The organism is Streptomyces sp. 71268, assembly GCF_029392895.1.
Taxonomy (GTDB): domain Bacteria; phylum Actinomycetota; class Actinomycetes; order Streptomycetales; family Streptomycetaceae; genus Streptomyces.
Map to the genome: position 1 here is coordinate 4,972,973 of NZ_CP114200.1, position 20,025 is coordinate 4,992,997.

At 74.2% G+C, this 20,025-nt stretch carries 17 protein-coding genes; 8 read left to right on the forward strand and 9 right to left on the reverse strand.

Annotated elements, in window-relative coordinates:
- The first annotated feature begins 35 nt into the window (after positions 1–35).
- The 3 genes from OYE22_RS19630 (at position 36) to OYE22_RS19640 (ending at position 3,350) form a co-directional block, all read left to right on the forward strand.
- Entirely contained in the window at positions 36–524 is a 489-nt protein-coding gene (locus tag OYE22_RS19630) for a hypothetical protein (protein WP_277321626.1), read from the forward strand.
- 634 nt (positions 525–1,158) lie between these two features.
- Entirely contained in the window at positions 1,159–1,635 is a 477-nt protein-coding gene (locus OYE22_RS19635) for a hypothetical protein (protein WP_277321627.1), read from the forward strand.
- Between the two features lie 227 nt (positions 1,636–1,862).
- The gene (locus OYE22_RS19640) at positions 1,863–3,350 is read left to right on the forward strand and encodes a hypothetical protein (protein ID WP_277321628.1); all 1,488 of its coding nucleotides are present in this window, start codon (positions 1,863–1,865) and stop codon (positions 3,348–3,350) included.
- Between the two features lie 293 nt (positions 3,351–3,643).
- On the opposite strand, the gene OYE22_RS19645 is transcribed toward OYE22_RS19640, so the two are convergent.
- From OYE22_RS19645 to OYE22_RS19660, 4 genes are all read right to left on the reverse strand, one after another.
- Entirely contained in the window at positions 3,644–4,606 is a 963-nt protein-coding gene (locus OYE22_RS19645) for an iron-siderophore ABC transporter substrate-binding protein (RefSeq protein WP_277321629.1), read from the reverse strand.
- A 282-nt stretch (positions 4,607–4,888) separates the two neighbouring features.
- Positions 4,889–5,833 carry an ABC transporter ATP-binding protein gene (locus tag OYE22_RS19650; RefSeq protein WP_277321630.1) on the reverse strand — a complete coding sequence of 315 codons (945 nt, stop codon included), beginning with the start codon at positions 5,831–5,833 and terminating at the stop codon, positions 4,889–4,891.
- Positions 5,830–6,933, reverse strand: coding sequence for an iron chelate uptake ABC transporter family permease subunit (locus OYE22_RS19655; RefSeq protein WP_277321631.1), 1,104 nt, complete (start codon positions 6,931–6,933; stop codon positions 5,830–5,832). The genes OYE22_RS19650 and OYE22_RS19655 overlap by 4 nt, the downstream gene beginning before the upstream one ends.
- Before the next feature lie 115 nt (positions 6,934–7,048).
- Positions 7,049–8,077, reverse strand: coding sequence for an iron ABC transporter permease (locus OYE22_RS19660; RefSeq protein WP_277321632.1), 1,029 nt, complete (start codon positions 8,075–8,077; stop codon positions 7,049–7,051).
- Positions 8,078–8,299: 222 nt separating this feature from the next.
- On the opposite strand from OYE22_RS19660, the gene OYE22_RS19665 reads away from it, so the two are divergent.
- Entirely contained in the window at positions 8,300–8,971 is a 672-nt protein-coding gene (locus OYE22_RS19665; RefSeq protein WP_277324217.1) for an HAD hydrolase-like protein, read from the forward strand.
- Positions 8,972–9,158: 187 nt separating this feature from the next.
- Here OYE22_RS19665 and OYE22_RS19670 read toward each other — a convergent pair whose 3' ends face one another.
- A complete protein-coding gene (locus OYE22_RS19670) occupies positions 9,159–9,395 on the reverse strand; it encodes a hypothetical protein (RefSeq protein WP_176162245.1) in 237 nt (78 codons plus the stop codon).
- Positions 9,396–9,589: 194 nt separating this feature from the next.
- On the opposite strand from OYE22_RS19670, the gene OYE22_RS19675 reads away from it, so the two are divergent.
- The 3 genes from OYE22_RS19675 (at position 9,590) to OYE22_RS19685 (ending at position 13,631) form a co-directional block, all read left to right on the forward strand.
- The gene (locus tag OYE22_RS19675; RefSeq protein WP_176162244.1) at positions 9,590–9,973 is read left to right on the forward strand and encodes a cold-shock protein; all 384 of its coding nucleotides are present in this window, start codon (positions 9,590–9,592) and stop codon (positions 9,971–9,973) included.
- 491 nt (positions 9,974–10,464) lie between these two features.
- Positions 10,465–11,319 (forward strand): TetR/AcrR family transcriptional regulator, encoded by an 855-nt coding sequence (locus OYE22_RS19680; RefSeq protein WP_277321633.1) that lies wholly within the window; start codon positions 10,465–10,467, stop codon positions 11,317–11,319.
- A 146-nt stretch (positions 11,320–11,465) separates the two neighbouring features.
- Positions 11,466–13,631: a neutral/alkaline ceramidase gene (locus tag OYE22_RS19685; protein WP_277321634.1), complete on the forward strand. Its 2,166-nt coding sequence runs from the start codon at positions 11,466–11,468 to the stop codon at positions 13,629–13,631.
- A gap of 150 nt (positions 13,632–13,781) precedes the next feature.
- Here OYE22_RS19685 and OYE22_RS19690 read toward each other — a convergent pair whose 3' ends face one another.
- The 4 genes from OYE22_RS19690 to OYE22_RS19705 form a co-directional block, all read right to left on the reverse strand.
- Entirely contained in the window at positions 13,782–14,684 is a 903-nt protein-coding gene (locus tag OYE22_RS19690; RefSeq protein ID WP_277321635.1) for a 1,4-dihydroxy-6-naphthoate synthase, read from the reverse strand.
- 91 nt (positions 14,685–14,775) lie between these two features.
- Positions 14,776–15,726, reverse strand: a complete 951-nt coding sequence (gene mqnB, locus OYE22_RS19695; protein WP_277321636.1) for a futalosine hydrolase — start codon at positions 15,724–15,726, stop codon at positions 14,776–14,778.
- A gap of 302 nt (positions 15,727–16,028) precedes the next feature.
- Entirely contained in the window at positions 16,029–16,556 is a 528-nt protein-coding gene (locus tag OYE22_RS19700) for a hypothetical protein (RefSeq protein WP_277321637.1), read from the reverse strand.
- Between the two features lie 26 nt (positions 16,557–16,582).
- Complete coding sequence (locus OYE22_RS19705) at positions 16,583–18,316, reverse strand: MFS transporter (protein ID WP_277321638.1); 1,734 nt, start codon at positions 18,314–18,316, stop codon at positions 16,583–16,585.
- A 596-nt stretch (positions 18,317–18,912) separates the two neighbouring features.
- Here OYE22_RS19705 and OYE22_RS19710 point away from each other — a divergent pair.
- The gene (locus tag OYE22_RS19710) at positions 18,913–19,929 is read left to right on the forward strand and encodes a DUF3027 domain-containing protein (protein WP_277321639.1); all 1,017 of its coding nucleotides are present in this window, start codon (positions 18,913–18,915) and stop codon (positions 19,927–19,929) included.
- Positions 19,930–20,025: the final 96 nt, after the last annotated feature.

The following is a 20,025-nucleotide window of genomic DNA, read 5'->3' on the forward strand; positions in this document are numbered from 1 at the left end:
CGTAGCCCGCCGCCATCGAAGTAAGGAAGCGCCACATGGTCACGCTGGCTGTCACCGGACACATCGACCTGACCGACGCCACCACCGCCCTCGTCCGCGAGGCCCTGCGACACGTCATCACCCAGCATCGTGACGACAAGCTGACGGGCGTGTCCTGCATCGCTGCTGGGGCGGACTCGTTGTTCGCCGAGGCCGTGTTGGAGGCGGGCGGGCGCCTGATCGTCGTCATCCCGTCGCGGGACTACCGCGAAGCGAAGGTCAAGCCCGCCCACGCGGGCACCTTCGACCGGTTGAGCCAGGCCGCTCACGAGACCCGCGTCATGCCACATGAAACGGCGAACCGGGCTGCCTACGAGGCCGCCAACGCGGTGCTGCTGGAGCGGGCTGACCGGCTGGTCGCGGTGTGGGACGGCGCACCCCCGAGCGGCAAGGGCGGGGGAACGGCCGATGTGGTGGTGGCGGCACGTGAGATGGGGATTCCCGTGGATGTCGTCTGGCCCGAGGGGGCGCGGCGGGGGAGGTGATGGGGTGGGTGTGACTGGGTGTTGGTGGCACAGCCCCGCGCGCAGGGAGCCAGTCGAACCCGTCATAAGCCACCGTGGGGTTAACGGGACCACCCCCGCGCGCGGGGACCAGCGCACTTCGGGGAGTTGAGGACATGTCAGACCGGGACCACCCCCGCGCGCGGGGACCAGATGCGCCCGCGCTGGAACAGGTGGGGACCACCCCCGCGCGCGCGGGGACCAGGTGGTGAGCTTGGCGCCGCTGGCGGACAGCTTGGGACCACCCCCGCGCGCGCGGGGACCAGCCCTACGCCGATGCCTACCGGGCCCGCCACCCAGGACCACCCCCGCGCGCGCGGGGACCAGAGCAATTGACCTGCGGCTTTATCGCGCGGTACCCCGGTTTTTTGCAACTTCCGCGAACTCCGACCTACCGCTCAAGCTCGGCATATGACTCATAAAGCCCCCTGTTGGTCAGGTTTTCCAGGCTATCGCCCTGCTCGCGGTCCAGCGCTCGGCCCGGCGCCCTCGGCGAGGCTAGCCAGCCACAGCACGGCCACCATCGCGCTCGTCGGCCGGGCCTCTCAGAGCGGTCCGCGCTTTCGATGAGCGGCTCAGGGACATGTATTCCTAGTCTCACGGGAAGAGGTCCTTCATGCGTCTCGGGATCACCGGACATCGCGGACTCCCCGCGCAGGTTGAGGAAAAGGTCAGGGCGCTACTCGCTGACGAGATCCGTCAGTTCGCCCCGGCTGAGCTGTGCGGGGTCTCGTGTCTGGCTGACGGTCCCGACGCGTGGTTCGTCGAGATGGTCATCGAGCACGGCGGGCGGTGCGAGGCGGTCGTGCCGGCCGAGGAGTACCGGGCCGGCTTGCCCGCCTGGCACCACGCGACGTACGACGCCCTGCTGGCGCGGGCGACCAGGGTCCACTCCACGGGCCTGCGTCGCTCTGACGCGCAGGCCCACATGGCGGGCAGTGAGATTCTGGTGGGCCTTGTCGATCGACTCATCGCCGTCTGGGACGGGCTCCCGGCTCGTGGTTACGGAGGGACGGCGGACGTCGTCGCGTACGCCGAACGCACGGGAGTGCCAGTGACCGTCGTGTGGCCCGAGGGCGCGACGCGTGACTGAGGGGCCGGGCCCGACCGGGTAAGAACACCACCGGCATCGCCGGGCTGGCGTCACCAGCCCCCCACCCCCCGCCTAACAGCCCCCCGTCACAGCCCCGCACACCTCCCGCATGCGGCCCACCCCCGCCCGAAACAACCCACCCGTGGCGCTAGCGCCCCCCAGCGCGGCTGGAACGGTAACGTCGGAACAGTTCAGGGCGCCAACGTTCCGGATTCGCAGGGGTTTTGGTGGGGATCGAGAGCGATCAGCTCGTTTATGACTATCTGGGCAAGGTCGGCGACCTCGCCCAGCAGCAAGGGCTGCTCTCGGGCGATCGGGTGCGGCTGGTCTCCGAGTTGCGGGCCGACATCGATCGGCGGCGGGCCGCCATGGCGGGTGGGGACAACCCCGCCGCCGTGAAGAAGTTGCTCGCGAAGATCGGGACGCCGGCCGAGGTGGTGGTCGCGGCGGGGGGTCGGCCTCCCGGGACGCCCGCGCCGATCGAGCCGACGCACATCGAGCCGGGGCCGAGTTCCGCCGCGCGTCAGCAGGACGTCGGCGCGGGGCGGCCGGCCGGCGGGGGAGCCGCGGCGGGTGACGGCGGGGCCGACCGTACGGGGATCTTCTCGGCCGCCGACCAGGCCACCCGCGCGGCCCGCGAGAAGCTGTCCCAACTGACCGACCTCAGCGCCTTCACGTCCAACCTGACCAGCGGGTTCACCGGCAAGGCCCCGTCCCAGCGGCGGGGCGACGACCGGTCGGCCCGCCGCACCGCACGCCCCGCCACCCCGGACGTACCGGCACAACCGCAGTCACAGCCACACCCGCAGTCACAGCCGGCGACCGAGCGGCCGGCTGGGCCGCGGCTGCGGAAAGAGGCGGCGGGGGAAGCGGAGACGGCAGAGGCGACGGAGGTTGGGGAGGGTGCGGAGGAGTTCGGCGCGCCGGCCCCCGCGTACCCGCCCCGGCCACGGTTCCGGCCGCCGGGCGCGGCCTCGCCGCCGCACCTGGCCGGCGAGGACGAGCTCGGGCCGCGCGAGTCGAACCCCGACTGGTGGCTCAACGAGCCGGGGCCGTTGGAGGTCAGCCCGTTCGACGGCGGTGTCTTCGCGCCGCAGGGCCAGGGGCCCGGCTACGTGGACGGGTTCGTCGGCGGCATCGACCTGCCTGACCTGCTCAAGCCGCCGGGGGAAACGGGCCCCGGGGGCAAACCGGTCGAGAAGCTGCCGGACGGCTCGGTCCCCGACATCACCTCGGGGACGCTCGTGGGCGGCACGGCGGGTGGCGGCGGCGCGGCCGACGAGGGGGGTGGGAAGCGCCGAGGGTTGCTGCGGCGGGTGTTGCGGCGGCGTGGCGGCAAGAGCGGCGGTGACGGTGGTGGCGGCGGTGGCGGTGGGTCCATCGCCTGGCTGGCGGTGGCGGCCGCGCTGCTGCTGATCGTGGGCGGCGCGTTCGGCAGTTGGATCGCGCTGGGCTTCGGCTGGGTCCTCGCGTACAACACGCGCGGCCTCACCCGTGGCGAGACCACCACCGCCACCATCGGCGTGCCGAGCCTCGCGGTGTTCGGGGGCATGGTGTGGCTGTGGGGGCGGTTCGAGGGGCGTTGGGGCACGGCCATCCCGGAGGACGGCATGGGTGACGCCCTTGCCGACACGGCCCCCGCGGTCATCCGGGTCGCCGCGTTCGGCTCGGCGCTCTACCTGGTGTGGCGCGTGCAGCGCAAGCGCAACGGCTGAGCCCCACCCCGCGCGTAGCACCACGGTCGTAGCACCACGGTCATAGTGCCACGGTCATAGTGCCTCGGTGTCGCGTACCACCGCGCGTAGCGCCACCGTAGGAGCACGGGCGTACGAGCCGGCTCGTACGAGCTGAGTCGTACGAGCCGAGTCGTACGGGAACGAGCCGCGCCCCGAGCGGTGCTCCGCACCCCGAGCGGCGCCCCGCGCCGCCCCGGGCCCCGCGCCGCCCGGCGCACGCGCGCCGGGCGGTACCCCTACGTGCGGGGCGGGGCGAGCAGGCCGGACTCGGGTCACTTCTTCGTCAGGTGACCCTGCATCTCGTCGAGGATCTTGTTGGCGGCGGTGTAGCCGATGCCCTGGATCCAGAGCTGGTCGTCCACCGTGTAGACCTTGCCGTTCTTGACGGCGCCCATGTTCTTCCACAGGCCGCTGGCGGTCGTCTTCGTCTCGCCGGACTTCTTCGGGTCGCCGTAGGTGGAGGTGAAGACGACGTCCGCGTCCGCCTTGTCGATCTGCTCGGGGCTCACGTCGTACGAGAAGCCGTCCTTGGCCTTGTCGGCGACGGCGGGGCGGCCGAGGCCGGCGTCGGCGAGGATGGTCGCGATGTAGTTCTTCTTGCCGTAGATCCGGATGTCGGCGCCCTCGATGAAGCGGACGACGTTGACCTCGGTCTGCTTGACCTTGGCCGGGCCGCCGACGGCGTCGGTGACGCGGCCGGCGTGGGCGGTGTAGTCCGCCGCGACCTTCTTGGCCTCGGCGGTCTTGCCGAGCGCGGCGGCGTGCACCTGGAAGTTCTCCTTCCAGGGGTAGCCGGTGGTCTCCGTCATCACCGTGGGCGCGATGGCGCTGAGTTCCTTGTAACGCGTCGCGTCGCGGTCCTTGTTGGTGAGGATCAGGTCCGGGTCGAGGCTGGCGATGGTCTCCAGGTTCGGCGCGGCGATGGTGCCGACGTCCTTGATGCCCTGGACCTTCTCCTTCGGCAGGTAGTTGAGGAAGCCCGAGGCCACGTCGGCGCGCGTGGCGCCGACCGGCTTGACGCCCAGGGTGATCGCGGAGTCCAGCTCGGCGGTGTCGAGGACCACGACGCGCTTCGGGGACTCCGGCACCTTCACGTCACCCATGGCCGTCTTCACCGTGCGCTTCTTGCCGTCCGACGAGTCGTCGGAGTCCGCACTGCACGCGGTCAGACCCACGGTGGTGACCAGGGCGAGCGAGACGACGCCGAGCGTGCGGCGGTACGGGAGGTGGGTCATGGTCTGGCCTTTCTGCCGCCCGTACGGAGGGGCCGTACGGGGAGCGGAGGAGAGGGAGCGGGAGGGGAGGGAGGGTGGGGACGCGGGGCGAGTGCCGTACGACTTCGGCTTCGGGGACGTCGGTTACGGCGACCACCAACACGGCGACTACGGCTACGGGACTGCGGTTACGGCGACGGGACTACGACGGTGGGGCTACGGCTGTGGGTCACGGGACCGTGGTCGTACGGGCAGAGGGGCCCAGGGGACTACGGGGCGGTGGCCCGGGTCGTACGGGGCCGGTCATGCCGGGTCGGGGGCGTCCCGCGCCGGGTCGGTGGGCCGCCAGGGGGTGCCGGGGACGACGAGCGGGCTGCCGGTGACCGGGTCCGGGACGACGACCGAGTCGAGCCCGAAGACCTCGCGCACCAGGTCGGCGGTGACCGTCTCGGCGGGGCTGCCCTGCGCGACGATCCTGCCGGCCTTCATCGCCACCAGGTGGTCCGCGTACCGCGCGGCCTGGTTGAGGTCGTGCAGCACCGCCACGACCGTGCGGCCCCGCTCGTGGTTGAGCTGCCGGACCAGGTCCAACACCTCGACCTGGTGCGCGATGTCGAGGTAGGTCGTCGGCTCGTCGAGCAGCAGCAGGTCCGTCTCCTGGGCCAGTGCCATGGCGATCCACACCCGCTGCCGCTGGCCGCCGGACAGCTCGTCCACCGGCCGGTCGGCGAGGGCCGAGACGTCCGTGCGGGCCATCGCGTCCGTCACGGCCCGCTCGTCCGTCTCCGACCACTGGCGCCACCAGCTCTGGTGCGGCTGGCGGCCCCGCGAGACCAGGTCCGCGACGGTGATCGCCTCGGGCGCCACCGGCGTCTGCGGCAGCAGGCCGACGGACTGGGCGATCTTCTTCGTCGGGATGCGGTCGAGTTCGGTGCCGTCGAGCAGGACGGCGCCGTGCCGCGGCTTCAGCAGCCGGCCGAGCGCGCGCAGCAGCGTGGACTTGCCGCAGGCGTTGGGCCCGACGATGACGGTGACCGCGCCCTGCGGGACGGCCAGGTCGAGGCCCTCCACGACCACCCGGTCGTCGTAGGCGAGGGTCAGCCCGCGCGCGGCGAGCCGGCTCTCCGGCCGCCCGGCCTCCGCCCGGGCCGAGGCGGCGGCCGGGGTGTCCCCGGTGTCCCCGGCTTTCCCGGTGGCTCCAGCGTCCCCGGCCGGGGCGGCGGCGTTCGCGGATGCGGGTTTCGTCATGCCTTGCCTCCGGTGCGGCTGCGGATGATCAGCCAGATCAGGTACGGGGCGCCGATGGCCGCGGTCAGCACGCCGACCGGCAGCTCCGTCGGCGCGAACAGCTTCCGGGCCAGCAGGTCGGCCGTGACCACGATGAACGCGCCCATCAGGGCCGAGCACAGCAGCGGGATCTGCGCGGTGCGGGTCATCCGGCGGGCGATCTGCGGGGCCAGCAGCGCGACGAAGTCCACCGGGCCCGCGGCCCCGGTCGCCAGCGCCGCGAGCACCACGCCGAGCAGCACGAGCCCGAGCCGTACCCGGCCGAGCCGTACGCCGAGCGCGGTGGCCGTGTCGTCGTCCAACGCCACCGAACGCTGCGCCCGCGCGGCCCACATCATGCACGGCAGCAGCACGAGCAGGGCCAGCGTCAGCGGGTTGGCCTCGTCCCATCCGCGCCCGTTGAGCGAGCCGGTCATCCAGACCTGGGCCTGCTGGGCGACCAGGTAGTCGCCCTTGGTCAGAAAGAGCTGCGTGATCGATCGCAGCGCGATCGCGAAGCCGATGCCGATGAGCACGAAGCGCGCCGCGTGCAGCCCGCCGCGCCAGGCGAAGACGTAGACGAGCGCGGCGGCGGCGATGCCGCCGGCGATGGAGAGATAGGGGAGGACGGCGTACGAGGTGACGCCGTACGTCATCGCGCCCACCGTCAGCGCGCTCGCGCCCTGTGTGACGCCGATGATGTCGGGGCTGGCCAGCGGGTTGCGGGCGACGGTCTGGATCAGCGCGCCGGCCACCCCGAAGGCCGCGCCGACCAGCAGGCCGAGCGTCATCCGAGGCAGCCGCAGGGTCTCCACGACGAGCCGGTCGGGCGAGGGCTGGCCCGCGAGCACCCGCACCACCTCGCCGGGCGGCACGAAGCTCTCACCGACCGAGAGGTACAGCACGCAGACGGCGGCCAGCAGCACGGCCAGCACGCCGGCGACGACGGTGGCCCGCCGGTGCAGCAGGAAGGCCCCGCGACCGGCGCGCACCAGCGCGTACCCGGCCGGCCGCACGCCCGGGCGCGCGCCCGCGGGCACCGTACGGCCGCCGCCCGCCGGGCCGGTCTCGACGGCGCTCATCGGAGTGCCCCGCGAGGGCCGGCGCCGCGCGGGCCGCTCGTCACCGGCGCGCTCCGGTTCGTGGTGCGCGACGGGTGGAGGAAGGGCGCGGTGTGGGCCGCGCTCGGGGAGCCGGTCACGCGGCCACCGCCTTTCGACGTACGAGCGCCACCAGGAACGGCACGCCGATCAGGGAGGTCATCACGCCGGCCGGCACCTCGCTCGGCGGGAAGATGATCCGGCCCACGGTGTCCGAGACCAGCAGCATGACCGGGCCGATGAGGGCGGCCATCGGCAGCACCCAGCGGTGGTCGGTGCCGACGACGGCGCGGGCGATGTGCGGCACGGCCAGGCCCACGAACGCGATCGGCCCCGCCGCCGCGACGCCCACCCCGGTGAGCACCGCAGCGCCGAGACCGCCGACGATCCGTACGGTGGCGACGTTCTGGCCGAGCCCCCTGGCGACGTCCTCGCCGAGCGCCAGGGCGTCGAGCCCGCGCGCGACCGAGGCCACCAGCACCACGCCCACCAGCAGAAACGGCCATATCTGGGCGGCCACTTCGGCGTCCCGGCCGGAGAGCGAGCCGACCTGCCAGAAGCGGAACTCGTCCAGCGCCGCGGCCTTGGTGGTGAGCACCGCCATGGTCACCGAGACCAGCAGCGCGTTGATGGCGGCGCCCGCGAGCGCCAGCTTCACCGGGGTCGCGCCGCCGCGCCCGCGCGCGGCGATGGCGTACACGAGCACGGCCGCGACCCCCGCGCCGGCGAAGGCGAACCACACGTATCCGGTCAGCGTGTGCACCGAGGCGTACGCGATGGCGAGCACCACCGCCACCGACGCGCCCTGGCTGATGCCGAGGATGCCGGGGTCGGCGATGGGGTTGCGGGTGATGCCCTGCATCACCGTGCCCGCCATGGCCAGCGCGGCCCCCACCATCACCCCCACCACCGTGCGGGGCAGGCGCATGGAGCGGACCACCTCGGCCGCGTCGCTGCCGCCGCCGTGCAGCAGCGCGTCGAAGACCGCGGACGGCGCGATCTGGCGGCTGCCGATCGCGAGGCTGAGCAGCATGGCGAGCAGCAGGGCCAACACGGCGATCGCCGTCCAGCCGATGCGGCGGCTGACCAGGGAGGTCCTGGCGCTGCTGGTCGGGACGGCTGACATCGTGCCCTTCACATCGCGCGCGGTCGGATAAGTGGATCTTGAACGGTGGTTAGGTCAGGCTAAGTGTAAGGGGCGGGACGCGGCAGAATATCGACCATGTCTTCGCATCCGCACCAGCCCCCGCAGCCGTCGCAGCACCCCCAGCCGGCCCCGCACCGGGCCGACCCGCGGCCGGGCACCGCCGACGCGCCGCCCTTCCTGACGGTCGGCTTCGACCTCGACATGACCCTGATCGACTCGCGACCTGGCATCAAGGCCGCGTACCAGGCACTCGCGGAGGAGACCGGCACCTTCATCGACGCGGACCTCGCCATCACCCGACTCGGCCCGCCGCTCGAACAGGAGCTGGCGCACTGGTTCCCCGACGACCAGATCCAGCCAGTCGGTGATCGCTATCGCGCGCTGTACCCCACCCACGCCATCGCCCCCACCCCGGCGCTGCCGGGCGCCCGCGAGGCCATCGCCGCGGTACGGGAGTACGGGGCGGGCGGCGCGGGGCCGGAGGCCGACGGGGCGGGCGTCGGCGAGGCGGGCGCGGGCGGCGGCGCCGGGCGGGCGGGCGCGGCCCGTGGCCGGGCGATCGTCGTCACGGCCAAGCACGAGCCCAACGCCAAGCTGCACCTGGCCCACCTCGGGATCGAGCCCGACGCCGTCATCGGCTGGCTGTGGGCCGAGGCCAAGGCGGAGGCGCTGCGCGAGTACGGGGCCAGCGTGTACGTCGGCGACCACGTCGGGGACGTGCGCGGCGCCCGCACCGCGGGGGCGCTCGCGGTGGCGGTGGCGACCGGTCCGTGCGACGCGGACGAGCTGCGCGCGGCCGGGGCCGACGTCGTCCTCGCCGACCTCACGGAGTTCCCCGCCTGGTGGCGCTCGTACGTGAACGAGCTGGCCTGACCCACGGACCCCTCCGGCGCGCCCGCCACGTCGGCGGGCCCACCCCGCGCCCGTACGCCGGGGCGGGCGCGCTGGCGCACGGGCGTGCGGGGAGCCGAAGGCGGCGCGTCGGGGAACGGGCTCTCAGGGGCTGGACCCGGCGGACTGGGTTCGGCGGGCCGGGTCCGGTGAGGCAGCGCCCGCAGGGTTACGCGGCGGACCTGGCCTGGCGGCGCTGCGCGGCGATCGACGTCAGCAGGCCGGCCCCCGCGATCACGAAGCCGACGCCCATCAGCATCGACACGAAGTACGCGGGCGTGGGCAGCCGGTCGAGCCCGAGCAGCAGCGGGGCCACCGTGACCAGCGTCCCCACCGCGCCGACCAGGAAGACGATCGCGCCGATGCGGACCAGGAGATCCCCAGTACGGGAAGTTTCATTACTCACGTGACCAGGGTAGGTCCCCTACCTGCAACAGTGAGACTCCTGTCGGTCATTACCGAGCAGGAACGACCCGGGTACGTCTTGTCACCAGGCTCCGGACCATTAGCCTTGGTGCCGGCGGGTCTTGCGACCCGCTGTAGTGCTATCCAGAGCTGTTTTCCGTTGTTTCCCGACGAGTTACGAGGACGAGGACAGACGTGCCTACCGGCAAGGTCAAATGGTTCAACAGTGAGAAGGGCTTCGGCTTTCTCTCCCGCGACGACGGCGATGACGTCTTCGTCCACTCGTCGGTGCTCCCCGAAGGCGTCGAAGCGCTCAAGCCAGGCCAGCGCGTGGAGTTCGGGGTCGTCGCGGGGAACCGCGGTGACCAGGCGCTTTCGGTGACTCTGCTCGACCCGACCCCGTCGGTCGCGGCGGCCCAGCGGCGCAAGCCCGACGAGCTGGCCTCGATCGTGCAGGACCTGACCACGCTCCTGGAGAACGTGACCCAGCAGCTCGAACGGGGCCGCTACCCCGACAAGGCCCACGGCGCCAAGATCGCGGGCATGCTGCGCGCGGTGGCGGACCAGCTCGACGTGTAACGCGGCGGCGGACAGCGCATCCGGGGGCCGGCGGGCGCCGACCCCCTCCCGGGCCCGGCGGCCTCCATCGACCCGCCGGGCCCGCGCCGTGTGGTCCCGGGCCCGCGACCCGCCGGACCCACACGGTGACGCGCCGGGCCCGGCCGTAGGGGTTGGCGGTGCCCGGCCGCAGGGAGTGGCGGCGCGCGCCGTACGCGTACGCCACCGCGCACGACCCGGCGCGCCGTGCCCCGCGCCCGCCCCGGGAGGACCGCCCCGCCCTCATTCCCTCGCAGGCCGTCGCACGCCGTCGTACGCCGTCGCGCACCGGGGCGTGGTGCGGGCGGTGCCGGGTGGACTCGCGTACGCCGGTGCGTGGACCGGGTGGGGTCGCCGCGGTGGTGGCGTGCGCCGGCTGGTGCGCCGGGGCGGCCACGCTATGGGGACATCCCTTCTCGTTTCCGCCTTTCCGTGTCATCGCCAGGCAGCCCCCGCTTCGGTTAGATGGGTGGATGAACGCTCAGCCAGCGGAGCCCACGCGAGCCACCCCGGCCCGCCCGACGCCCGACCCCGTGGTCTCCCCGAGCGCGCTGCGCCGCGAGCCCCGGCAGCGGCGCAGCCGCGAGAAGGTGGACCGCATCATGGACGCCGCCGTGGGACTGGTGGTGCGCGAGGGGTACGCGGCGGCCACCACCACCCGCATCGCCGAGGCCGCCGGCGTCGGTCTGGCCACGCTGTACGGCTTCTTCACCGACCGCAGGGCGGTCTTCCGGGCCGCGTCCGCCCGCAACCTGGACGCCTTCCTGGGCCGGCTCGACCAACTGCTCGCGCGGGCCGGTTTCACGCACTGGTCGGAGGCGGCGACGGCCGGTTTCGACGAGTACGTCCGGATGTCGCGGGCCGACGTGGGCTTTCGGATGGTGCTCTTCGGGGACGTGGCCGACGACCGGCTGCTGGCCGAGGGGCGGCGCAACGACGAGGTGGTGGCCGACCGGCTGGCCGAGCTGATCGGCACGCGGTTCGGCGTCGTGGTGGACGACCGGCTGCGGACCGCGCTGCTGACGGCCGTCGCCGCCGGGGACGCGCTGGTCAAGCTCGCCTTCGAGTGCGACCCGGAGCAGGGCGACCCGGCCGTGCTGGCCGAGGCGCGACGCGTCGTACAGGGGATCTTCGAGCGCGGCGGGCCACGGGAGTACGGCGGGTCACCGGAGAGCGGCGGGTCGGTCGCGCTGCCGGCGCCTCCGGTCGACCGGGGGTCCTCGACCGCCGCCGCGCTGCCGGGCGCCCGGGAAGGCGAAACGGGCTCGGAAAGCGCGGGTTCCGCTGCCGCCGAATGCCGTACGGGCGAGGGCCCAGCGGTGGCGTAAAAGCTGAGTACCTTTTCGGTTTACGTGGTCAGCGTATTGACCCGGGAGTAAGTACGGTCCCATTCTGAGCCGCAAGCGCCGGCCCGGGCGGTTTCTCCCGGAGGCCGTACCGGGGCCGCCCCACCCCTCACAGTCAGGCACCGCGTATGTCGTTACGCACGTTGTGTCCGTCGCGCGGTCTCGGTGATCGCGCCCCCCTGACCATCCGTACGCCCCGCCGTAGCCGCGGGCTCCGGCGCCGGGCCCGGCCCGCCGCCGCGCGGGCGGCGCTCGGCGCGCTGCTCGCCGCGGTGTTGGCCGCCGGCCTCGCCGCGCCGGGGCCCGCGGCGGCCGACCCGGCCCCCGACTCCCCCGGCGGGGCCTCCACCGAGGGCGGCGGCTACCGGGTCGGGGTGGGCATCGCCGACGTCACCGGGGAGGCCGCCGAGGTCGGCATGATGGGGTACGCCCGGCTCGACCAGCGGACCTCCGGCATCCACACCCGGCAGTGGGCGCGCGCCTTCGTGCTGGAGCAACCGGAAGGCGGGCGCACGGCGTTCGTCAGCACCGACGTCGGAATGATCATGCAGGGCGTGCACCAGGAGGTGTTGCGCCGGCTCGCCGAGCGCCTCGGTCAGCGCTACACCGAGAGCAACGTCGTCCTCTCCGCCACCCACACCCACGCCGGCCCCGGCGGCCACGGGCACGACGTGCTCTACAACCTCACCACGCTCGGGCACCAGAAGAAGACGTACGAGGCGATCGTCTCCGGCATCGTGGCGGCCGTCGTCGCCGCCGACGCGGACCGCGCCCCCGGCACCGTGAAGATCGCCACCGGCGAGTTGAAGGGCGCGAACGTCAACCGGTCGTCGGCGGCCTTCCGCCGCAACCCGGCCGCCGAGCGGGCCCGCTTCCCGGGCGAGGTGGACACCCGGATGACCGTGCTCCGCTTCGAGCGGGCGGGCCGGCCGGTGGGCATGCTGAGCTGGTTCCCCACCCACGCCACCTCCATGACCCCGAAGAACACGCTGATCAGCGCCGACAACAAGGGGTACGCCAGCTACCGGGTCGAGCACGACGCCTTCGGCGTGGACGCGGCAGACCGTGGCCGGTTCGTCGCCGCGTTCGCGCAGACCAACGCCGGCGACATGTCACCCAACCTGCGCGACGGCGGCGCCCACGGCCCCACCGACGACGAGTTCGAGAACACCAGGATCATCGGGGAGCGACAGGCCGCCAAGGCGCTCGAACTCTTCAACGGCGCCACGGAGGAGCTGCGCGGCCCCATCGACCACCGGCAGCGCTACGTCGACTTCTCCACCGTGGACGTGGCCGGCCGCTACACCCCCGACGGCCAGCCGCACCGCACCTGCCAGGCCGCCCTCGGGCAGGCGTTCACCGCCGGCGCCGAGGACGGCCCCGGACCCGACCTGGTGGACGAGGGAGAGTTGCGGGCCAACCCGCTGGTGGTCGGCCTCGGCGCGGTGCTCAACCCGGCGCCGCCCGGACTGCGCCGCTGCCAGGCCCCGAAGCCGGTCTTCCTGGCCACCGGCGCGCAGCGGCCGGCCTGGACCCCGCAGGTCCTGCCGGTGCAGATCGTGCGCGTCGGGCAGCTCACCCTGACCGCGGCCCCGGCCGAGTTCACCATCGCGGCCGGCCACCGGGTCACCGACACGGTCGCGGCCGAACTCGGCGACTCTTCGCGGCACACCGTGTTCGCCGGCTACTCCAACGCGTACAGCCAGTACGTCACCACGTCGCAGGAGTACGACGCCCAGCACTACGAGGGGGCCTCGACCCACTTCGGCCGCTACACCCTCCCCGCCTACCAGCAGGAGTTCGCGCGCCTCGCCCAGGCGCTGCGCACCGGCGAGCCGACGCCGAGCCAGACCCGGCCGGCCTGGCGCGGCGACCACCAACTGAGCCTGAACCCCGGGCCCGTCCTCGACGCGCCCCCCGCGGGCCGGGAGTTCGGGGACGTACGCGACCAGCCGGCGGCGGACGGCTACCGGCGCGGCGAGCGCGCCAGCGCCACCTTCTTCACCGGCCACCCCGCCAACAACCTACGCACCGGCTCCACCTTCCTGGAGGTGCAGCGCCGCGACCCCGACGCGCCGGGCGGCTGGCGCACGGTGGCCACGGACGACGACTGGTCCACCACCTACCGCTGGCAGCGCGCCTATCTGGCGGTCTCCACGGCCACGCTGACCTGGGACATCCCACGCGAGGCCGAGCCGGGCACGTACCGCCTCGTCCACCACGGCGACGCCCGCGCGCTGTCCGGCGGGATCAGCCCCTTCACCGGCGCGAGCCGCCCCTTCACCGTCCACTGACGCCCACGCCCACGGCCCGGGCTCACGCCAACGGCCCCGCCCCTCGCGCGTTCGGGAGGGCGGGGCCGAGGCGTACGGAAGGAGACGGCGCGGCTCGGCCGCGAGCGGGGTGCGCGGCCAGAGCCGAGGACCCGGCCGCGAGCCGAGCGCTCAGACGAAGTCGAGCGCGCCCGGGGGCAGGGCGGGTACCAGGCCCTCGGCCGCGGCGCGGGTGAGCAGGCCGCGCACGGCGGCGTAGCCGTCCTCGCCGAGGTCGGCCGTGAACTCGTTGACGTACAGGCCGATGTGCTGGTCGGCCACGGCCGGGTCCATCTCCTGCGCGTGCTCAAGGACGTACGGGCGCGAGGCCAGCGGGTCGTCCCAGGCCATGCGCACCGAGGCGCGCGCCGCGTCCGCCAGCTCGCGCAGCCGCTCAGCGCCCAGCGCGCGCCGGGCGATGATCGCGCCGAGCGGGATGGGCAGCCCGGTGGTCGCCTCCCAGTGCTCGCCCATGTCGGCCAGGCAATGCAGCCCGTGGTCCTGGTAGGTGAAGCGCGCCTCGTGGATGACCAGGCCCGCGTCCACCGTGCCGGCCCGCACGGCCGGCATGATCTCGTGGAAGGGCAGCACCTTCACCTCGCCGACGCCGCCCGGCACCTCGGTCGCGGCCCACAGCCGGAACAGCAGGTACGCCGTCGACCGCTCGCTGGGCACCGCGACCGTGCGGCCCGCCAGGTCGGCGGCGTCCGCCGGGCCCGAGGTGAGCACCAGCGGCCCGCAGCCCCGGCCGAGCGCCCCGCCGCAGGGCAGCAGCGCGTACTCGTCGAGGACCCAGGGCAGCACGGCGTACGACACCTTCAGCACGTCCAACTCGCCGCGCTCGGCCATGCCGTTGGTGACGTCGATGTCGGCGAAGGTCACGTCGAGCGCGGGCGCCCCCGGGACGCGGCCGTGGGCCCAGGCGTCGAAGACGAACGTGTCGTTCGGACACGGCGAATAGGCGATGCGCAGCGGGCGGTCGTCGCTTCCGCCGGCGCCGGGTGCCGGGTCGGAGAGTTCGGCGCTTTCGGTCATCACGGGGTCCTCCTCGCGCGGGGGGTAGTCTGCGGTGGCTCCTTCGGCGGGGGAGCGGGGCGTCTTCGCGGGTACGGGGCCGGCCTGGGTCTCAGGTCGGCCCGCCGCCGGCCGCCGTGTCGGAGGCCGCCTCGTGCAGCGCCGCCGCGCCCCGGACTGTTCCCGCCGGGGCGGTCGGCGCGCTGTTTTCCGCCATGGCCCGCGGCAGCGCCCGCGCGAGCGCCTCGAATGCGCCGGTGAGGGCGGCCAGCGCGGCGTCGATCCGCCAGGCGGCCCGGTCACGCGGGCCCACCGCGTTGGAGACGGTACGGATCTCCAGCACCGGCACCCCGTACGCGGTGGCCGCCTCCGCCACGCCGAAACCCTCCATCGCCTCGGCCACGGCCCCCGGGTGGCGGGCCATCAGCTCGGCGGCGCGTTCGGCGCTGCCGGTGACCGTCGACACGGTGAGCACGCTCCCGCGCACGCCCCCGGTGGCCTCGGCCGCCGCCCGCACCAGGTGCGCGGGCGGCAGGTGCCGGATGGTGCCGAAGCCGAGGTCGGTGACGGCGGCGAAGCCGTCGGGCGTCTCGGCCCCCAGGTCGGCGGCGACGATCGCGTCGGCCACCACCACGGCCGCGAGCGCCAGCCCGGCCGGCCGGGCCGCCGCCTGACCCGTGCCGGCCGATTCCGTACCGGCCGTACCGCCGACCGACCCCGTGCCGGTCGGCGGTACGGCCGGGGCCACGCCGAAGCCGCCGCCGATGCCGGCGGAGATGACCAGGTCGTACGGGAGGCCGTCGGCCGTCGCGGTGGCCAGGGCGCTGCCGGTGGCGGCGGCCGACGCGGCCGGCCCGACGCCGGCCGCCAGCACGTCGGCGTCCAGCGCGTCCAGCGTCAGGGCGTCGCTGGCCCCGGTGACCGGCAGCGCCAGCCGGTGTCGCGCGTACCCCGGGGCGCCGGGCAGGGCGCGCTCCACCCCCTCGAAGGCGCCGGCATCCCGGATGCCCCGCACCACCGCGTCGCGTTCGGCCGGGACCGCGGTAACGATCAGCGCGCGCATGGACTCACGCCCCTTCGTCGTGCACCGCGCTCCGTGCGCCCCGCGCGCCCGCGCGGCGGGCGGCGGTGCGGCCCGCCGGCGAGCTGGGCCGGCACTCGGTGCAGTGCGGTGTGTGTGGCTGAGGTGGTGCAGGTGGATCGGGTGGTGCGGGGCGGATCGGGCGGTACGAGGGTGGTGCGGGTGGTGCGTCCGGCGCCCGGGCCGGTGGGCGTCGCGGGGACGGTCACCGGCCCGGGCGGGCGGGGACGGCTGGCCCGTGGGGCGGCTCGGCCCGTGGGGCGGGCGGCGCCCGACGGGGCTGCCTAGTCCTCGCGCTCCAGGTTGAAGTGCCACATGGCCTTCGGGCCGTCGTTGCCCTTCAGCTCCACGATGGCGATGGTGACCTTGTCACGCATGCCCATCGTCTGACCCGTCTGCGGGTCCTTCTGCTCGAAGAGGGTGTCACCGTCGAAGCTGCGGTAGTTGTCCTTGCTCGGTTCCTTCATGAGCGGGTTGCTCGAAACCATCACCCAGCCGGACTCACCGATCTCCGGGTCCACGCCGATGCGCACCTTCTCGCCGGGGGCGACCTTGATCGTCTTGCCGCCCTTCTTGGAGAGGCAGTCCTTGGTCTTCTTCTCGTTCAGCACCTTGCCGTCGCCGTAGCAGCCCTCGGTGGCCTCGGAGTTCACCGAGCTGGTGCCGACGGTCACGGTCGCGAGGGGGGTCGGCTTGTCACAGGCGGCCAGGGTGATCAGCCCGATGGACACGGCACCAACGGCGGCGGCGACGCGGCGGCCCTTGCGCCAGGACGACATCGAAGTGCGGCTCCGCCGCGTGGCAGTGGTCATGCTGGCAGGCTATCGGGCCGCGCGGATCAAGCCACGCGCGGGTGCGGCGTGCCGCGCCTGGCCGAAGCGAGCAGCCCACGCACGGTGCCGAGCCAGCCGAGGGCGAGGAAGCAGACGGCCGTCGACATGCCGAGGACGCCGTTGAGCGGCAGCGCGATACCGATCGCGCCGCCGACCACCCAGGACATCTGGAGCGCGGTCTCGGAGCGGGCGAACGCGGAGGTACGGACGTTCTCCGGCACGTCGCGCTGGATCAGGGCGTCCAGCGACAGCTTGCCCAGCGCCTGCGAGAGGCCCGCGACGGCGGCCAGGGCGGCGACGGCCACCTGGCTGTAGAGGACGGCCGCGGTGATGGCCGTGGCCAGCGAGGTGGTCAGCACGGCCACGATGATCAGCTCCGGGCCACGGGCGCGCAGCCCGGCCCCGATCGCGGTGCCGAGCGCGTTGCCCGCACCCGCCGAGACGGCCACGATGCCCAGCGACAGTTCGGGGCTGAGCCCGCTCAACGGGTGCTCGCGCAGCATGAAGGCGAGGAAGAGGGTCAGGAAGCCGGAGAGCGTACGCATGGTGGCGTTGGCCGGCCACGCGTGCAGCACCGACGAGCCCACGTTGCGCAGCCCGGGTCGCTTGATCGGCTCCTCGTCCCAGCCCGGGTACGCCGCGTCGCCGGCATACGGCACGACCTCGTGCGCCCCGGCCGTCTCATGGGCCCCGGCCTCCCGTGCCTCGGCCGTCACCTGCGCCCCGGCCGTCACCTGCGCCGCGTCCTCTCGCGCCCCGGCCTCCCGGGCGTCGGGCGGGCCCTGCTCGGCGGTGGCGCCACCGTCGGCGGTGGCCGTGCTCGTGCCCGTCGTGCTCGTGCTCGCGCCCGTCGTCGCGCTCGCACCCGACGTCGTGCTCGCGGCGGCCGCGACCGCCGGCCCGGCCCCGGCCCCGGTCTGGGTCGCGCCCGCGCCCGCCGTCTCGGTGGCGGAACCGGCCTCGGTGTCAGTGTCGGTCTCGGGGTCGGTGTCAGGACTGGTATCGGAACCGGTATCGGGGTCGGCGTCGGCAGCGCGGTGCGAGGCGTGGGCTGGACCGTGGTCGTGGCCGTGACCGTGGTCGTGGGAGCGCAGGTGCGGGGGGTGCGCGATGACGTGGGCCCGCGCCTCGCCCTTGGCCGAGTCCACCTTGTGCGGCAGCGTGAAGCACAGGATCGTGCCCATCGTGAAGACCGCGCACGCCCCGTAGAGCGGCCACGCCGGCCCGAGCTGGTGCAGCCCCGCGCCGATGGGCGCCGCGAGACCGGTGGCGAGCAGCCCGCCGAGCGTCACCCGCGAGTTCGCCTTGACCAGCGAGAAGCGTGGCGGCAGCAGCCGGGGCACGACCGCCGAGCGCACCACGCCGTACGCCTTGGAGGCCACTAGGACGCCCAGCGCCGCCGGGTACAGCTCAAGCCCCCCGCCGCTGACCACGTCGGCCATCGTCAGCGCGAGCAGCGCGCGGGTCAGCATCGCGCTGGCCATCGCCGCGCGCCGGCCGTGCGGCACGCGGTCGAGCAGCGGGCCGATCACGGGGGCCAGGAGCGCGAACGGCGCCAGCGTGATGGCGAGGTAGAGGGCGACCCGGCCGCGCGCCTCGTCGGTCGGTACGGAGAAGAACACGGTCGAGGCGAGCGCGACGGTGATCATCATGTCGCCCGCGGAGTTCACCGCGTGCAGCTCGATCAGCTTCCCGAGGCCGGACTCGCCCGCGCCGTGCGCATGGGTCGCCCGCCGCACGCCGCGAGCCGTGCTCGCGAACGGGCGCCGTAGCGTCTGGCCGAACGAGCGTCGCGACCTTCCGATCGCACCGCCCGCGGCGAACCTCGTGCCTCTCACCACGACATCGTCTACCCCATGAGGACGCCGTACGCGACTTTCCGCCGCTTCTCCGCCGTGTTTCCCTCACATCCGTGTCGCCGCACCCCCACCTCCCGGGCCCCGTCGCGGGCGAGTTCCGCGATCTTCGTCGGCGGCCGGATGGCGGCCGGGTGACCGGGTACGTGACATCGGTTGGGCCACCTCGCGCCGGGCGTCGGGGCGGCGCGCGGGGGCGGCCGGCGGGGTCCCGGGGCGGCGCGCGCACCCCGTGGGGACGAGGCGGGGTGGGGATGGCGCGGTCCGACAAGGTAGCGTGCCTTACGCGCCACTGGCGGTCGTTCTTGGCCACGCACCGGGTCAGCATCCCGCAGAATGGGACGTAACCGGCGCGTCCGAGGCCGTTCGGGCGCGGACGTCGACGCGGTCCACAGGTCCGCTCCGTCCGCTGTCCCGGCTGCTTGGCCGGCGCGCTCGTGAGACGGCGTAGGAGAGAATCGATTCTTGTGAGTGCTGCGATGCGAAGCCGTACCCCGGACCGCTTGTGCGCCGAGGCGGTCGATCTTGCCCGTGCGGCGGCCGAGGAGGCGGCGTTCCCGGGCCCCGTCGGCGAACACGTCGCCCTCGCGGCCGACGGGGACCGTGTGGTCACCCACTTCTTCGAGTGCGCGGAACCCGGTTACCGGGGCTGGCGCTGGGCGGTGACCGTCGCCCGCGCCTCCCGCGCCAAGGTCGTCACGCTCGACGAGACGGTGCTGCTGCCCGGCCCCGAGGCGCTGCTGGCGCCGGAGTGGGTGCCCTGGAGCGAGCGACTGCGCCCGGGCGACATGGGCCCCGGCGACCTGCTCCCCACCGAGGCGGACGACCTGCGCCTGGAGCCGGGCTTCACCGGCGAGGACGCCCCGCCGCCCAACTCCGTCCTGGCGGACGAGGGCTCGCCCGTGCGCGCGGTCGCCGACGGCCCCGACGGTGCGGGGCGGCGCGCTCCGCTCTCCGGCGAGCTGGCCCAGCTCGCGGACACCGAGGACGCCGACGTCACGCCCGGCTCCCCGGCCACCCAGCCGGCGCCCGTGGCCGGCGCCCCGGCCACCGCCGCCGACGGCTCCGAGCTGCCCGTGGTCGGCACGATCGCGGGCGTGGCCCAGGAGCTGGGCCTCGGGCGCGCCCGGGTGCTCTCGCGGTACGGGCTGCACGTGGCGGCCGACCGCTGGGACGAGGCGTACGGGGCGAAGACCCCGATGGCGCAGGCGGCCCCGGCCTCCTGCATGACCTGCGGGTTCCTGGTGCCGCTGACGGGATCGCTGCGGCAGGCGTTCGGGGTGTGCGCTAACGAGTTCAGCCCCGCCGACGGCCGCGTGGTCTCCCTCAGCTACGGCTGTGGTGGCCACTCCGAGGCCGCCGTCATGCCCAAGCCGCCGCGCCCGGCCCCGCCCGTCATCGACGAGACGGTGGTCGACCCGCTGACCCTGCGCCCCGACCGTACGGGCGGCTCCGTGGAGCCCGACGGCCCGGCCGAGGAACTCGGCCACTCCTGACGGGTCACTCCTGACCCCTCCGCCCCACCACAAAACCGTGCCCGCGCACGCCTGAGCCGCCCCGCCCCGCGGCGGCGACCCCAGGCGCGCGCCGGC

Bases quoted from the DNA above. Each gene is read 5' to 3' on its own strand.
- OYE22_RS19630 (WP_277321626.1), top strand. From the start codon at position 36: ATGGTCACGCTGGCTGTCACCGGACACATCGACCTGACCGACGCCACC.
- OYE22_RS19635 (WP_277321627.1), top strand. From the start codon at position 1,159: ATGCGTCTCGGGATCACCGGACATCGCGGACTCCCCGCGCAGGTTGAG.
- OYE22_RS19645 (WP_277321629.1), bottom strand. From the start codon at position 4,606: ATGACCCACCTCCCGTACCGCCGCACGCTCGGCGTCGTCTCGCTCGCC.
- OYE22_RS19650 (WP_277321630.1), bottom strand. From the start codon at position 5,833: ATGACGAAACCCGCATCCGCGAACGCCGCCGCCCCGGCCGGGGACGCT.
- OYE22_RS19655 (WP_277321631.1), bottom strand. From the start codon at position 6,933: ATGAGCGCCGTCGAGACCGGCCCGGCGGGCGGCGGCCGTACGGTGCCC.
- OYE22_RS19660 (WP_277321632.1), bottom strand. From the start codon at position 8,077: ATGTCAGCCGTCCCGACCAGCAGCGCCAGGACCTCCCTGGTCAGCCGC.
- OYE22_RS19665 (WP_277324217.1), top strand. From the start codon at position 8,300: ATGACCCTGATCGACTCGCGACCTGGCATCAAGGCCGCGTACCAGGCA.
- OYE22_RS19680 (WP_277321633.1), top strand. From the start codon at position 10,465: ATGAACGCTCAGCCAGCGGAGCCCACGCGAGCCACCCCGGCCCGCCCG.
- OYE22_RS19685 (WP_277321634.1), top strand. From the start codon at position 11,466: ATGTCGTTACGCACGTTGTGTCCGTCGCGCGGTCTCGGTGATCGCGCC.
- OYE22_RS19690 (WP_277321635.1), bottom strand. From the start codon at position 14,684: ATGACCGAAAGCGCCGAACTCTCCGACCCGGCACCCGGCGCCGGCGGA.
- mqnB (WP_277321636.1), bottom strand. From the start codon at position 15,726: ATGCGCGCGCTGATCGTTACCGCGGTCCCGGCCGAACGCGACGCGGTG.
- OYE22_RS19700 (WP_277321637.1), bottom strand. From the start codon at position 16,556: ATGACCACTGCCACGCGGCGGAGCCGCACTTCGATGTCGTCCTGGCGC.
- OYE22_RS19710 (WP_277321639.1), top strand. From the start codon at position 18,913: ATGCGAAGCCGTACCCCGGACCGCTTGTGCGCCGAGGCGGTCGATCTT.